Source organism: Achromobacter sp. CF-sbj1-Ac2-l, assembly GCF_052698165.1.
Window position 1 is genome coordinate 997,139 of record NZ_CP199855.1, and the last position, 12,457, is coordinate 1,009,595.

14 protein-coding genes are annotated in these 12,457 nt (G+C 63.6%); 8 read left to right on the top strand and 6 right to left on the bottom strand.

Annotation, left to right across the window (positions count from 1 at the left end):
• Positions 1–36 precede the first annotated feature (36 nt).
• The 7 genes from ACUDCK_RS04590 to ACUDCK_RS04620 all read left to right on the top strand — a co-directional run bounded on the left by ACUDCK_RS04590 (position 37) and on the right by ACUDCK_RS04620 (position 7,283).
• Positions 37–879 carry a hypothetical protein gene (locus ACUDCK_RS04590; protein ID WP_175168335.1) on the top strand — a complete coding sequence of 281 codons (843 nt, stop codon included), beginning with the start codon at positions 37–39 and terminating at the stop codon, positions 877–879.
• 353 nt (positions 880–1,232) lie between these two features.
• Positions 1,233–1,403, top strand: a complete 171-nt coding sequence (locus tag ACUDCK_RS04595; RefSeq protein ID WP_175168336.1) for a hypothetical protein — start codon at positions 1,233–1,235, stop codon at positions 1,401–1,403.
• A 325-nt stretch (positions 1,404–1,728) separates the two neighbouring features.
• Entirely contained in the window at positions 1,729–2,448 is a 720-nt protein-coding gene (locus ACUDCK_RS04600; protein ID WP_217481237.1) for an ABC transporter ATP-binding protein, read from the top strand.
• Between the two features lie 18 nt (positions 2,449–2,466).
• On the top strand, positions 2,467–3,657 hold the full coding sequence (locus ACUDCK_RS04605; RefSeq protein ID WP_175168337.1) for an ABC transporter permease: 1,191 nt from the start codon (positions 2,467–2,469) through the stop codon (positions 3,655–3,657).
• 10 nt (positions 3,658–3,667) lie between these two features.
• Positions 3,668–5,131: a TolC family protein gene (locus ACUDCK_RS04610; protein ID WP_231132952.1), complete on the top strand. Its 1,464-nt coding sequence runs from the start codon at positions 3,668–3,670 to the stop codon at positions 5,129–5,131.
• Positions 5,124–6,398: an efflux RND transporter periplasmic adaptor subunit gene (locus tag ACUDCK_RS04615; protein ID WP_175168338.1), complete on the top strand. Its 1,275-nt coding sequence runs from the start codon at positions 5,124–5,126 to the stop codon at positions 6,396–6,398. Before ACUDCK_RS04610 ends, ACUDCK_RS04615 begins: the two co-directional genes overlap by 8 nt.
• A 48-nt stretch (positions 6,399–6,446) precedes the next feature.
• The gene (locus ACUDCK_RS04620; protein ID WP_175168339.1) at positions 6,447–7,283 is read left to right on the top strand and encodes a tRNA threonylcarbamoyladenosine dehydratase; all 837 of its coding nucleotides are present in this window, start codon (positions 6,447–6,449) and stop codon (positions 7,281–7,283) included.
• A 42-nt stretch (positions 7,284–7,325) separates the two neighbouring features.
• Here ACUDCK_RS04620 and ACUDCK_RS04625 read toward each other — a convergent pair whose 3' ends face one another.
• The 4 genes from ACUDCK_RS04625 to ACUDCK_RS04640 all read right to left on the bottom strand — a co-directional run bounded on the left by ACUDCK_RS04625 (position 7,326) and on the right by ACUDCK_RS04640 (position 9,676).
• Complete coding sequence (locus tag ACUDCK_RS04625) at positions 7,326–7,637, bottom strand: non-heme iron oxygenase ferredoxin subunit (RefSeq protein ID WP_020925024.1); 312 nt, start codon at positions 7,635–7,637, stop codon at positions 7,326–7,328.
• 15 nt (positions 7,638–7,652) lie between these two features.
• Positions 7,653–8,126: an aromatic-ring-hydroxylating dioxygenase subunit beta gene (locus ACUDCK_RS04630; protein WP_054416481.1), complete on the bottom strand. Its 474-nt coding sequence runs from the start codon at positions 8,124–8,126 to the stop codon at positions 7,653–7,655.
• Positions 8,127–8,128: 2 nt separating this feature from the next.
• Positions 8,129–9,364: an aromatic ring-hydroxylating dioxygenase subunit alpha gene (locus tag ACUDCK_RS04635; RefSeq protein ID WP_026382665.1), complete on the bottom strand. Its 1,236-nt coding sequence runs from the start codon at positions 9,362–9,364 to the stop codon at positions 8,129–8,131.
• 144 nt (positions 9,365–9,508) lie between these two features.
• Positions 9,509–9,676: a hypothetical protein gene (locus ACUDCK_RS04640; protein WP_155755527.1), complete on the bottom strand. Its 168-nt coding sequence runs from the start codon at positions 9,674–9,676 to the stop codon at positions 9,509–9,511.
• Here ACUDCK_RS04640 and ACUDCK_RS04645 point away from each other — a divergent pair.
• A complete protein-coding gene (locus tag ACUDCK_RS04645) occupies positions 9,675–10,577 on the top strand; it encodes a LysR family transcriptional regulator (protein WP_006388935.1) in 903 nt (300 codons plus the stop codon). The two genes, ACUDCK_RS04640 and ACUDCK_RS04645, sit on opposite strands and share 2 nt — an antisense overlap.
• 34 nt (positions 10,578–10,611) lie before the next feature.
• On the opposite strand, the gene ACUDCK_RS04650 is transcribed toward ACUDCK_RS04645, so the two are convergent.
• Together ACUDCK_RS04650 and ACUDCK_RS04655 are read right to left on the bottom strand one after the other, a co-directional pair.
• Positions 10,612–11,244: an aminotransferase class IV family protein gene (locus tag ACUDCK_RS04650; protein ID WP_054501810.1), complete on the bottom strand. Its 633-nt coding sequence runs from the start codon at positions 11,242–11,244 to the stop codon at positions 10,612–10,614.
• A 76-nt stretch (positions 11,245–11,320) separates the two neighbouring features.
• Positions 11,321–12,457, bottom strand: a complete 1,137-nt coding sequence (locus tag ACUDCK_RS04655) for an aminodeoxychorismate synthase component I (protein WP_175168340.1) — start codon at positions 12,455–12,457, stop codon at positions 11,321–11,323.

Consider the following 12,457-nt stretch of genomic DNA (forward strand, 5'->3'; position numbering starts at 1 on the left):
GGGGTGTCAATTGCTGGAATCAATCAGGAGCTGCTTGTGCAAGTATCCAATTCAACGCTGTCAGGTCCGAGCGGCCCGCTCGGTTTCAACTATTCGTCGACGCGGTTCACTACGGACGCGAATGGGGAGGCCCGCTTTACCGAAGTCATGGGTTCTGCGAAGCAAAAATATATCGAAAGCTCCCCCGCATCGAAGGCCGTGACCCTGTCTGATAAGGCGGTGGCGCTGTCAAGCCAGGAGGCTGACGACGCGGATGCAGACCTGAGCTTGTTGGTGTGCTGGACACCTGATTGGTTGGCTCGTTTTGCCAATCAATATACAGAGGCCGAACAGTATGAACAACTAAAAACCTGGGTTTTTAATGATTATTCTCCTGGATTTGATTGTTCTGATTATATTAACGGAGGAGATTTATATTATGCAACAACTAGAATTCCGGTTACTCCTGAAAGTGAGATGATAGATAAAAAACAATCCAATGCATTTGTTGCTGACCTGAAATCGATGTATGCAGTCGAGATGAGTAAAGGCAGCTCAGCGATGGATATCTATAAAAAAATAGGAAGATTGATTCTGTCCCAGCCGGATGATTTCGCATACAAATTCGGATTCAGTGTCAAGTTTCGAGAGAAGGTGGAGTCTATGCCTCAATGGGGAGGACATGGCGATCCGTTCGAGGGGGGCGGCGGTTCTTTCTCCTTCAAATATGACCCGCCAGGCGAATCAAAGGACGGGGCCCTGATGCAGGCTAAGGATGGGTTTTCACGCAGAATGTTGCTACAGATGGCGCATGATATGGAAAGGCATAGGCAATATATCCTGATGGATTTGCTCTATCGTAGTGTGAATCAAAAGCCGACGTTGATATCTGGTCTTTGAATGTAGATTGTTGTCTCTGGATTTGTTCTGCTGTAATTCTCATGGAAGATATGGTGCCCGATTAATATCGTCGGGCGTTTTTTTAGACAAAGTGCGTTGATGGCGATTTTTTTATGTGCTGAAAAGCTGCTGGTAATGATTTGGTCGATGTTTCTGTGGTCTGACCTATTTGGTCACTAGTGTTCCAAAAATAGAAATATGCGATGTTCTTTATGCGCTCCAATTGAAGGACAGGTTTATCCAATCTGTTCACCTTGTGCGTTGATAAGGCGATAGCGGTAGAAGCCATCCCGCGGGTGAGTCCGGCATCAGTCAATGATTGATGTGCTGTCTGTATTTTGTGGAGAAATCTAATGAAAAATAAGTTGCTGCGTTTTTTGGTTGTTGCTTCGCTGTTGTTCTCCGGTAGTGCGTTTGCCGGTGATTATGTGTGGTCCACTTATAAAAGTGGCGACTATGTGTCACGAAGAGGAGGCACCGCTACTGTTGTTATCAACCTAGCAATTTTCTTGTCTCACCAGTAGGAAAGAAAATTAAAGGCGTTCAAATTCAAATTCAGGATAGCTCACAGGCAAATGTGTCGGCGCTGGTTTGCTATAACGGTGGGGTCAGTTGCGCCTCGTTATCCTCGAGTGGGCAGATATCCCATTATTTTGACGGAAATTCTGCTGATAAGCCGTTTTCTGTAACGTATACCGGGACAGGTGTCGGGCCATATCCTCGTTATATTCTTGCCACGATGGTGGTTTATTACAACGACTAAGAGAGTTGTAATGGATAGCGACTTATCTTCAATTTGACGATAAGTCGCTATAAAGAGATATAAGTCGATTCTGGACCTTGTGACTGATGTGGATTGCAGATTCGTGGGGCCATCCGCTCATTCAAATCACACGTGTCCGCCATGCTTATCGCAAAGGCAGCCAATCAGTAAGCGTGCTGCGCGATGTGACACTTGAGCTCCACCCCGGCGAAACCTGCGCGCTGCTTGGGGCGTCCGGTTCCGGCAAGAGCACCTTGCTCAATATCCTGGGCTTGCTCGACCGGCCGTCGGCCGGCCAGTTCCTGTTTCGCGGAAGCGACATGCTGGCTAGGGACGAGAACGCCCGCGCCTGGGTTCGCAATCGAGAGATCGGGTTTGTTTTTCAGTCCTTCAACCTGTTGCCCCGTATGAACGCCCTCGATAACGTTGCCTTGCCACTGTTCTATCGTGGTATCCCGCGAGCCCAGGCGCGGGCCACGGCCATGGATTGGCTTCGTCAAGTTGGATTGGCCGATCGCGGCGGGCATCTCCCTGCCGATCTCTCCGGCGGGCAGCGCCAGCGGGTCGCCATTGCCCGCGCCTTGGTCGGCAATCCCTCCGTCATTCTTGCGGACGAACCGACCGGTAATCTGGATCAGGCTTCAGCCGAGAGCATCATGGCCTTGCTCATGGGGCTGAACCGCGAGCGGGCGGTCACGATCGTGATGGTGACGCATGATGCCAACCTGGCTGGCCGCTTCTCGCGCCAGATTCATATGCGCGACGGTGTACTGCATGAACCCTGCCACTGCGACGAAAGGCGTTGATTTCCGGTGTTCCGGTGCATGCGCGGTCTATCGCTGACGCAAACTGCGCTGCAAGCGGCTGACAGCCTGCGCCAAATGGGTCGCAGGGCCTTGTTGGCTTTGCTCGGCATCATGGTCGGCAGCACCGCCATCATCGCGCTCCTGAACATCGGGCATAGCGCCGCCGAACAGGTGATGCGCATGTTCAAGGACATGGGTACGGACGTCCTGGTGGTGACTTTCCCGGTGACGGGCGCCAAGCCGCGCGCGCTGCCCCGCGCGCTGGATGCCGGCGCGTTGGCGCAAGCCGTGCCGGGCATCCGCCATGCGGCGCCCCTGTCGGTCTACAACGTGCCGCTGCGTTTCCCGGGACGTACGATGGTTCCCAGGATCGTAGGCACGACGCCGGATCTTGCCGCCGCGATGAATCTGCGCATGGAGCGCGGCCGTTTCCTGTCGCCGTTCGATCGTCATGCCACATTTGCCGTCGTCGGTGCGGAAATCGCGCGTGAACTGGGCAGTCCGGCGCATCCGCTCGCCCTGGGTGCCTCGCTGCAAATTGGCGGCTACTTCTATCAGGTCATCGGCGTCACGCGCAGCATGAAGGGGAATCCGCTGATTCCGGTCGATGCGGACCGATCGGTGATCGTTCCCATTGAAGGGCTGCACCGATTGTTTCCCAAGCCTGAACTCGGCGCCATCCTGGCCAGGGCGACGCCTATGGCCGACCTTGTGGAAACGGCCAGCGCGCTGCGCGGGTATGTCGGCACGCAGGTGCCCGGCAGGGAGGTCCAGGTGGATATTCCCCGGCAGTTGATTGATGGTCTCGAGCGTCAGTCCCGAACCTTTTCATATCTGCTCGCGGGACTGGGCGCGATCTCATTGCTGGTGGGCGGCGTGGGCGTGATGAACGTGATGCTGATGAGTGTTTCCGAAAGGCGGCGCGAGATCGGCGTTCGCTTGGCGCTCGGGGCGACCCGGCGCGACATCCGCCTGTTGTTCCTCGCCGAGGCGGGTCTGTTGGCCATTGTGGGCGCGGCGCTGGGCGCAGTGTTCGGCGTTGGCGCGGCCTACGCTTTTGCGCGCTACTCCGGTTGGGATTTCGTGCTGGCGCCCGCATCCTTGCCCTTGGGGATGGGCACGGCGCTGCTGACGGGGTTGTTCTTCGGTTGGTATCCGGCCGTCGCGGCTTCGCGGCTGGAGCCTGTCCAGGCCTTGCGCGATGCGTAGTGCGGCGCGGATGCTCATCGTGGCGCTTGGGTTGGCGGCGCTGTCACCCGTGGCACGCGCGGGTGATGAGCCGTTGCCGTCTCGCCCGGCCATGCGGTATCAGGCGCCGGCCGTGTTGGGCGAAGGCGTCGTCGATCTGACCTTGACCGATGCCGTCTTTCTCGGCTTGCGCGCCAATCGCGGCATACGCAGCGCCTACCTGACCCGCGTGGCGCAGAAGTTCGACCTGCGCGTGGCCGAGGATTTCTTTTCGCCCAAGCTTCTCGTTACCGGGCAGATCACCGGCAACCGCAATCAGGACGATCGTTCGCGGCAGGGGGTGCTTTCGCCCGCGGCGACGATGGTAGGCGAATTCGGCACGCGTTTCAGCCTGGGTTGGACCAGCCAATTGAGCAAGGCCAACCGGGCGGGAGGGTTCCGCGACGACGGCGTCACGCTCGCGATCATCCAACCCTTGCTGCGCGGCGCGGGCCGCGAGGTGGCAACCGCGCCCTTGCGCATGGCGCGCTTGATCGAGCAAAGCAATCGGCTGACTTTGCAGGATTCGGTTTCCCAGACCGTTACGCAGATCGTCCAGGCCTACTGGCAATTGATGCGGGCGCAGGAGCAAGTCACCATTGCCAAGGCGGCATTGCAGCGTTCCCAAGCGCTTCTGGAGATCAACCAGGCGCTGATCGCAGCCGGACGCATGGCGCGGGTCGACCTGGTGCAGACGGAGGCCGATGTGGCCGCCCAGGAGTTCAATGTCGAGAATGCCGATAACGATCTCAACGCCAGCCGATTGATGTTGCTGCAACTGCTGGCCCTGGATCTGCGCAGCCGGATCCGGGCCAGCGACAGGCCCGGGAAAATGCCCTCGACGCTCAGCGTGCAGGATGCCCAGCGCATCGCGTTGACGCACCAACCGCGGTATTTGCAGCAGGTGATCGCCCGGGAACAGGCCGATATCAATCTTGCGGTCGCGCGCGACAACCGCCTGTGGGATGTTTCCCTGATGGGCGGCGCCAGCCAAGGGCGGACAAGGCGATCGAGCCATTCGGAGGCGGTGTCCGATCGCCATTGGGACGGGTATGTGGGTGTCCAGGTCCAGATACCGATCGGGGACCTGAGCGCGCGACAGGCTGCCGTCCATGCAAAAGCCGACGCGGACAACCAGGCGCTGCTGCTCGAAGACGCCGAACAGCAGTTGGCGCTGGACGTGAATAACGCGGTGCGGGAACTGGCCTCTCGATGGCGCCAGTACGAAATCGCGGGGCGCGTTCGCGATCTTTCACGCAAGAAGCTCGAGATCGAACGCCAGAAACTGCAGGCAGGACGATCGAGCAATTTTCAGGTGCTGGCCTTTGAAACCGATCTACGCGGGGCGGAGAACGCCCGACTCAATGCCTTGATCGGCTATCTGGATGCACAGGCGCAGTTGGACCTGAAGCTTGGCATGACATTGCAAAGTTGGGGTATCTCGCTGAATGACTAAGCTCTCTGCCTATAAATCCGGCCTGATGGCGGCGGGCGTGGCCCTGCTTGCCGTCGCGGCGATCGCCTTTGCATGGCATCGACCGCCTGGCGGCAGGGCGCAAGATAAACCCTCGCCCTGGACATTGGTTTCGCCACGGCCGGTCGAGATTCGTCTGGGCGTGGCGGGAAAGATCGTTCCGGAGCAGATCGTCACAATCACAGCGCCCTTCGATGGCAATATCAAGTCGCTTGAGGTGTCGGAAGGGCAGCGGGTGGAGGCGGGCCAGCGCCTGCTCGAGATGGATGTGACCGAACTCGACATACAGCGACGCCAGGCGCTGAGCGAACAGATCAAGGCGCGCAAGCTCCTGAGCGACATCGACCACTGGGAGTCTGGCCCTGACGTCGCCCGCGCTCGTCAAACCCTGTCGAGCGCGCGTCTCAGTCTGAGCGACACGCATCAGAAGCTGGTTGAGACCAGGCAGCTCTATGAGCGCGGAATCGTGCCCCGCATGGAGCTGGATGCGTTGATCCAGCAGGAAAAGATGCAATCCCTGTCGGTGGCCTCGGCAGAGGCGGAACTCGCCGACGCCCGGGAGCGCGGCAAGGGGCAAGCGCGGCAACTCGCGGAAATGGAGGTGGCCAATGCCACGGCCCGGCTCAATGCGCTGGCCGATGAGGCCTCCGGCGTGGTGGTGGCGCCGTTTTCGGGTGTCGTGATCCGGGTCCCGGGCAACGGCGATGGCAGGCGGGACGCCGCCGGAGAGCCATTGTTGGCGGGCGCCAAGGTTGGGCAGGGCCAGGGGCTGTTGGCCATTGCCAACGTCGCGCGGGTCCATGTCGTGGCCAAGGTCGACGAGACGGATCTGAATCGGCTGCGTCCAGGCCAGCCGGTGGAAATACGTGGCGAAGGATTCAGGGACCTGGCGCTTTCCGGCGAATTGGAATCGATCGGGGTGCAGGGACTCGAGGGAGACTCGCAGGCGGGCACGATGTATCGGGTAGTGATTGCATTGCCGCCGCTGACGGCGGCGCAACAGGCGGTGGTGCGGCTGGGAATGACGGCGAGCGCCTCGATCGTGATATTTCATGATGAGCAGGCGATGGTGGTGCCGGCCACGGCGATTCGTACTGACGCGGGAAAGAGCCTTGTCCGGTTTCGTGAATCGGCAAGCTCCACCGAGCGGTCGATCGTGGTCTCGGCCGGGCCTGCCACGCCGGACGGGGTGGTCGTGACGGGCCTTTCACCGGGTTATGTCCGGGATGCATGGCAACCTTCGCCGTGAAAAGACCCGGGGGGATCGCCCGACGCGCGCCCATATAAAATACCCCCCATGACCGCCCCAGAAGAAAAAGCCGACATCGCCCGCCGCTTCGGCAGCCTGTCCCGCCTCTACGGCCCCGAGGCTCCCGCCCGCCTCCAGAATGCCCACATCGCCGTCGCCGGGCTGGGCGGCGTAGGCTCGTGGACGGTCGAAGCGCTGGCCCGCTGCGGGGTCGGCACCCTGACGCTGATCGACCTGGACCACATCGCCGAATCCAACGTCAACCGGCAGATCCATGCGCTCACGGAAACCCTGGGGCAGTCCAAGGTGGATGCCATGGCCGAACGCATCCTGGCCATCAATCCCGAATGTCGCCTGACCCGTGTGGACGATTTCGTTTCTCCGGAAAACGTCGCGCAAGTGCTGCCCGGCCCCTACAGCGCCATCATCGACTGCACCGACCAGGCCGCCGCCAAGATCGCCATGATCCTGCATGCGCGGGCGCTGGGGATTCCGATGCTGCTGTGCGGCGGCGCCGGCGGCAAGACCGATCCGCTGGCGTTGCGCGCCGGCGACCTGTCGGCCGCGGTCAATGACGCCTTGCTGTCCAAGCTGCGCAACAAGCTACGGCGCGAGCATGGGTTTCCACGCGCATCGGACAAGAATGGCAAGGCGCTCAAGCGCGTGCCGAAGATGGGGATTCATGCCCTGTGGTTCGATCAGCCCGCCATCCTGCCCGATGAATGGACGCGGCAGGCCGAGGCCGAGGACGATATGGGCGCCTCGGCGCAGGCCGTGGCGCCGCAGGGGTTGTCCTGTGCCGGCTATGGCTCGGTGGTCACCGTGACCGCCGCCATGGGCATGGCGGCCGCCAACGAGGCCTTGCGGCTGGCGTTGCAAGGCTAGCTGGGCGGCGACGGCCCGTCACGGAACGCCGCCGCGCCCGGGTCACAGCGCCACGAACACCACGCCGTCCTCGATCCTGACCGGGTAGGTCGCCAGGTTGTCGCGTAGCGGCGAACAGAGCGCGCGGCCGTCGCGCACGTCGAAGCGGCCCTGGTGCAGCGGGCACTCGATCTCGTGGCCCGTCAGGAAGCCGTCGCATAGGCGCGCATTGCCGTGCGTACAGAGGTTGTCGGTGGCGTAGACGTTGCCTTCCACGCCGTACAGCGCGATCTCGCGGCCGCCCGCCTGCACGGCGATCACGTCTTCGTCCGGCACGTCGGCCAGCGCGATGGCCTTGATCCAGTTCGTACTCATGTCTTGGTGTCCTGGTCAGATGGGGTAGATCAGCGAATTCGGGATCAGCTCGCTGTCGAAGATGCACAGCCGCGACTCGAACTTCAGCCCGTCGGGCGTCTGCCGGATCACGTCCAGGTAGCGGCCGACGTTGTAGACCGTGGTCAGTTGGTTCGGCTTGGTGCGGAACACCGCGTAGTTGGCTTCCGATTCGATGCGGTCGCCCCGCACCGACAGCACGCGCGGGGCGCCGACCACGTGACGCTGGTAGTAGGGGTCGTGGAAGATGGTGTCGGTGGCGCCGTAGATGCGGTCCTTGAGCATGGCGCGGCTCTCGAACGACATGGTCGCCAGCGGATAGCCGCGTTCGTGGTTCTCGCGCGGCAGCACCTTGTAGACGCAGTCCTCCAGGAAGAACTCCGGCCATTGCTCCCATTGCTCGGCGTCGAGCGCGGCGGCGTAGTCGGCGTACAGCCGGGTCAGTTGGTAGTAGAGGGGAAAGTCCAGCATCGTCACGCCTCCGCTTCCATCACGCGACGCCAGTAGGCGTACATGCCGCGGATCAGGGTTTCGGTCACCATGTGGTCGGTGTTCTCGGCGGTCTTGCCGCCCAGTTCGGCCACGCTGCGGTGCCAGGGCTTCTGCGCGAAGCCGGATTGCGAGAACTCGATCACTTCGCCATCGTCCGCCGAGACGAAGCCGGCCGGGCCGAACAGGTTGGCCTGGCGCAGGCGGCGCTGTGTCATCTCGGGGGTGTCGTCGGCGAAGCCGAAGTGGGTCCAGACGAAGTCGAAGGCGTCGTGGCCGACCGGCTGGATGTGGCGCGTGGACAGCGAGTTGACCTGCTGCTGGATGATGACGCTGGGGAACAGCGTCATCAGCACGGCGGTGGGGCCGTTCCACCAGGGTTCCGGCACGATGTCGAGAAAGCGGTCGTCGTTCAGCGTCATCTGTTCCTTGAAGCTGGACACGCCGCTGGTGACGCTGCCCTTGCCGCCCTGGCCGCGGGTCGAGATCATGGCCGCGTGGCGGAAGTGGCGGTCCATCTTCAGTTCGGAGCGGTTGTCGGCGCGCCACAGGCCGAAGGTGACGAACCAGGTGTGCAGCAGGCCGGGGTGGTACGGGTCCTTGATGTTCTCCTGCATCAGCTTCCAGTTGCCCGGGATGCGCTGGCGGCTGTAGCCGTGGATGACCAGTTGGCGGCCGTCGAAGACGCGGTCGAAGTAGTGCAGGATGTCCGGGCCCAGGTAGTCTTCCAGCGGCTCGACGTCGTGGTCGAACGAGGCGAACACCACGCCGTTGCGGCAGGCCACGGCCAGCTTGGTCAGGCCGTGCTCTTCCGGCTTGAAGTCGGGCGGCATGCCGCCGTTGACGCGGCCGTCCTGCTTGACGCCGCGGCGGAACGGCACGCCGATCAGGTTGCCCTGCAGGTCGTAGTTCCACTGGTGGTAGGGGCAGACGAACTCGCTGCGGTTGCCGGAACGTTCGCGGCAGAACTGCACGCCGCGATGGGCGCAGACGTTTTCCACCACACGCACCTGGCCGTCGTTGTCGCGCAGCAGGATGACGGAGCGCTCGCCCACGGCGGTGCGCTTGAAGTCGCCGGGATTGGGGATTTCCGCTTCCAGGCCGACGTAGCTCCAGTGGCCGCGATAGAAGAAACGCTCAAGCTCGCGCTGGTGCAGGGCGGCGTCGGTGTAGACGCCGAAGGGAATGCGGTGGCTGCCGTCGCCCTGCCAGGGGGGCATGAACGACAGCGGCTGTTCGGGGGCGGCGCTGGCGGGGCAGGCGGAGTTGGCGGGGCAGGCGGAGTTGGCGGCGGCGCCGGCGATCGCGTCCGGCGCGGTATCCAGGGGAGCGTTCATCGGCGGCCTCCGGCGAGGCGGCCGCGCCTACAGGGCGTGACGGGGGGATGGCGCATGGTTGTCTCCTTCATCCATCGGGGCCCGCGCGACATCGGCGCGGGCGTTTGTTGCATCATCGGCCAGGGTGTGAAATAAATAAATAGAATCTGGATGATGACAACAATCACCAAAATAAATATTGGTGGAGACAAGCATGAACCTGCAAGACATGGACCTGAACCTGCTGGTCGTGTTCAACGAGCTGTGCAAGCACGGCCGGGTGTCGGCGGTGGCGCAGAACCTGGGCATTTCGCAGCCGGGGGTCAGCAACGCGCTGGGGCGGTTGCGCAAACTGCTGGGCGACGAGCTGTTTCTGCGCACCTCGCGCGGCATGGTGCCCACGCCCTATGCCGAGGCGCTGGCGCAGCCGATCGCCGATGCGCTGGCGGCGCTGCACGGCACGCTCAACGCGCGCGCCAGCTTCGATCCGGCGCGCAGCGAGCGCGCCTTCGTCATCGGCGTCAACGACGTCGGCGAGACCTACTTCCTGCCGCGCCTGATGCGGGCGCTGGACGACGCCGCTCCCGGCGTCACCATCCGTACCGTGCGCACCACTTCGATCGACGTGAAGGACGAGATGGAGCGCGGCCGCATCGACCTGGCGATGGGTTTCCTGCCGGGCCTGAAGCACGGCTTCTTCCAGCGCCGGCTGTTCCGCCAGCCCTATGTGTGCATCTTCCGCGAGGACCATCCGCTGGCGCGCACCGGCGTGTCGGCGCGGCAGTTCCGCGCCGCCGAGCATGTCGCCATCGTGTCCGAAGGCACCGGCCACGGGGTGGTGGACCAGGTGATCGAGCAGGCCGGCATCCGCCGGCGCCTGCGGCTGACGGTGCCGCACTTCATGGCGGTGGGGCCGGTGCTGCAGGCCACCGACATGATCGCGGTGGTGCCGCGGCGCTTCGCCGATTGCGCCTGCAAGCCGTTCGGCCTGGCCACCGCGCCCTGTCCGGTGAAGATCCCGGAGTCCGTCATCAATGTGTTCTGGCACGCCCGCAACCATCGCGAGCCGGCCAACCAGTGGCTGCGGCAGGTGGTGGTGGAGCAGTTCGCGGATTAGGGGGGCGCGTACTCACCGCCCGGCGCGCCGGGGTTCAGGTTTCGCGCAGCGTGACCGTGAACCAGCCGCGCAGGGCGTTGGACAGCCGGATTTCGTCGGCCGCGTGCAGGTCGGCCAGGGTCAGCACGCGTTCGCTGACGTTGCCGGTGTCCAGCAGTTCGGCGCGCTGCACGCCGGGCAGGCAGCCGCTGTCGACCGGCGGCGTATACCAGTCGCCATCCAGGCGCAGGTAGACGTTGCTGCGGCTGCCTTCGCACAGCTCGCCGCGTTCGTTCAGGTAGACCAGGTCGAAGATGTGCGGATGGGCCGGCAGCCATTCGATGGTCTTGGTGTACCAGGGCCGGTAGGTGGTCTTGTAGCGCAGCAGCGGTTCGGAGGAGCGCAGCGCCTCGGGCGCCAGCATGATTTCCTGCGCCGCCGGCAACGGCGGCAGCATGGCGGTCTGGATGTGGCGGCTGCCGTCGCGCGCGACCAACAGGCGCAGGCGGTGCGCGCCGGGGGTGTTCAGGCTGAGCGCGGCGATCATGATGTCGCTTTGCACCGCATTGCCGCCCCAGGTGTAGCCCAGCGCCTTGCAGGAATGCTCCAGGCGGTGCAGGTGGCGCGCCAGCAGCGGCACGCGGCGCTCGGCGTCGACCAGGATGGTCTCGATCAGTTCGGGTTGCATGCGGGCTCCTGGTAAACGGCGGGCGAAGGAGGGCGGGGCCGGGGTCTATCCTACCCCGTGGACACGGATTGCGCATTCAGGCGCGCAGGATGCGGGCTTTCCAGTGGCATTCCTGCCATTCCTCGGCCGGATCGGAGTCGTGCACGATGCCGCCGCCGACGCTGTAGACGCCATGGCCGGCCGCATCCAGCACCAGCGTGCGGATCGCCACGTTGAGCGAGAAGTCGCCGTCCGGCGCCAGCCAGCCGATGCTGCCGCAATACAGACCGCGCGGCGCGGCCTCCATTTGCCGGATGCGGCGCATGGCGGCGACCTTGGGCGCACCGGTGATGGAGCCGCACGGGAACAGCGCGCGCAGCACGTCCTCGAGCGTGGCGCGCGGCGCCTGCGCGGACACGGTCGAGGTCATGGTCCAGACGGTGGGATAGCGTTCCAGCGAGAACAGCGCCTCGACCTTGACCGAGCCGGGCTCGGCCAGCCGGCCCAGGTCGTTGCGCAGCAGGTCGACAATCATCAGGTTCTCGGCGCGGTTCTTGTCGCTGGCCAGCAGCGCCTGGCCCAGGCGCTGGTCCTCGGCCGGATCGGGGTGGCGCGGCGCGGTGCCCTTCATCGGCCGGGTGGTCAGTTGCGCGCCGCGGCGGGTCACGAACAGTTCGGGCGAGAACGACAGCACCGTGCGCGCGCCGTCCTCGATATAGGCGCCGTGCGCCACCGGATTGCGCGCGGCGATGCGGCGGTACAGCGTGGCGGCGTCGCCCTGGTATTGCACGTCGAGCGGCTGGGTGTAGTTGACCTGGTACAGCTCGCCGGCGCCGATCAGTTCGCGGATGGCCTCGATCTGGCGCACGTAGCCGGCCTCGGTCATGCGCGGCGTGGGGATGCTGAGGGCGGCCGGCGGGCTGTCGGCGTCGGGCGCGTCCCATGGCGTTTCGTCGATCTGGCGCTCGAACACCAACGCCGTCAGGCGCGCCCGGCCGTCATCATGCGGCGGCGTCCAGGGACCGGCGGGCGCGGGCCGGGTGGCTTCGGGCAACAGCCATTCGCCGAGCTCGTAGTCCAGCAGCAGCGCGACCCAGTGGCCGCACTGGCGCGCCGCGTCGATGGCGGCCAGCGCGGGGCCGACCTCGGCCGCCGCGCGCGCCTCGATGCGGGCCAGAAAGCCGTCCAGCCGCAGCGCGCGGCCGGCCAGCCGGTCTTCAAAACGACAATGCAT

Excerpts from the sequence above, each read along its gene's own strand:
- ACUDCK_RS04595 (WP_175168336.1), top strand. The coding sequence starts at position 1,233 with ATGAAAAATAAGTTGCTGCGTTTTTTGGTTGTTGCTTCGCTGTTGTTC.
- ACUDCK_RS04600 (WP_217481237.1), top strand. The coding sequence starts at position 1,729 with ATGTGGATTGCAGATTCGTGGGGCCATCCGCTCATTCAAATCACACGT.
- ACUDCK_RS04605 (WP_175168337.1), top strand. The coding sequence starts at position 2,467 with ATGCGCGGTCTATCGCTGACGCAAACTGCGCTGCAAGCGGCTGACAGC.
- ACUDCK_RS04610 (WP_231132952.1), top strand. The coding sequence starts at position 3,668 with ATGCTCATCGTGGCGCTTGGGTTGGCGGCGCTGTCACCCGTGGCACGC.
- ACUDCK_RS04615 (WP_175168338.1), top strand. The coding sequence starts at position 5,124 with ATGACTAAGCTCTCTGCCTATAAATCCGGCCTGATGGCGGCGGGCGTG.
- ACUDCK_RS04620 (WP_175168339.1), top strand. The coding sequence starts at position 6,447 with ATGACCGCCCCAGAAGAAAAAGCCGACATCGCCCGCCGCTTCGGCAGC.
- ACUDCK_RS04625 (WP_020925024.1), bottom strand. The coding sequence starts at position 7,637 with ATGAGTACGAACTGGATCAAGGCCATCGCGCTGGCCGACGTGCCGGAC.
- ACUDCK_RS04630 (WP_054416481.1), bottom strand. The coding sequence starts at position 8,126 with ATGCTGGACTTTCCCCTCTACTACCAACTGACCCGGCTGTACGCCGAC.
- ACUDCK_RS04635 (WP_026382665.1), bottom strand. The coding sequence starts at position 9,364 with ATGCCCCCCTGGCAGGGCGACGGCAGCCACCGCATTCCCTTCGGCGTC.
- ACUDCK_RS04645 (WP_006388935.1), top strand. The coding sequence starts at position 9,675 with ATGAACCTGCAAGACATGGACCTGAACCTGCTGGTCGTGTTCAACGAG.
- ACUDCK_RS04640 (WP_155755527.1), bottom strand. The coding sequence starts at position 9,676 with ATGCTTGTCTCCACCAATATTTATTTTGGTGATTGTTGTCATCATCCA.
- ACUDCK_RS04650 (WP_054501810.1), bottom strand. The coding sequence starts at position 11,244 with ATGCAACCCGAACTGATCGAGACCATCCTGGTCGACGCCGAGCGCCGC.
- ACUDCK_RS04655 (WP_175168340.1), bottom strand. The coding sequence starts at position 12,457 with ATGCATTGTCGTTTTGAAGACCGGCTGGCCGGCCGCGCGCTGCGGCTG.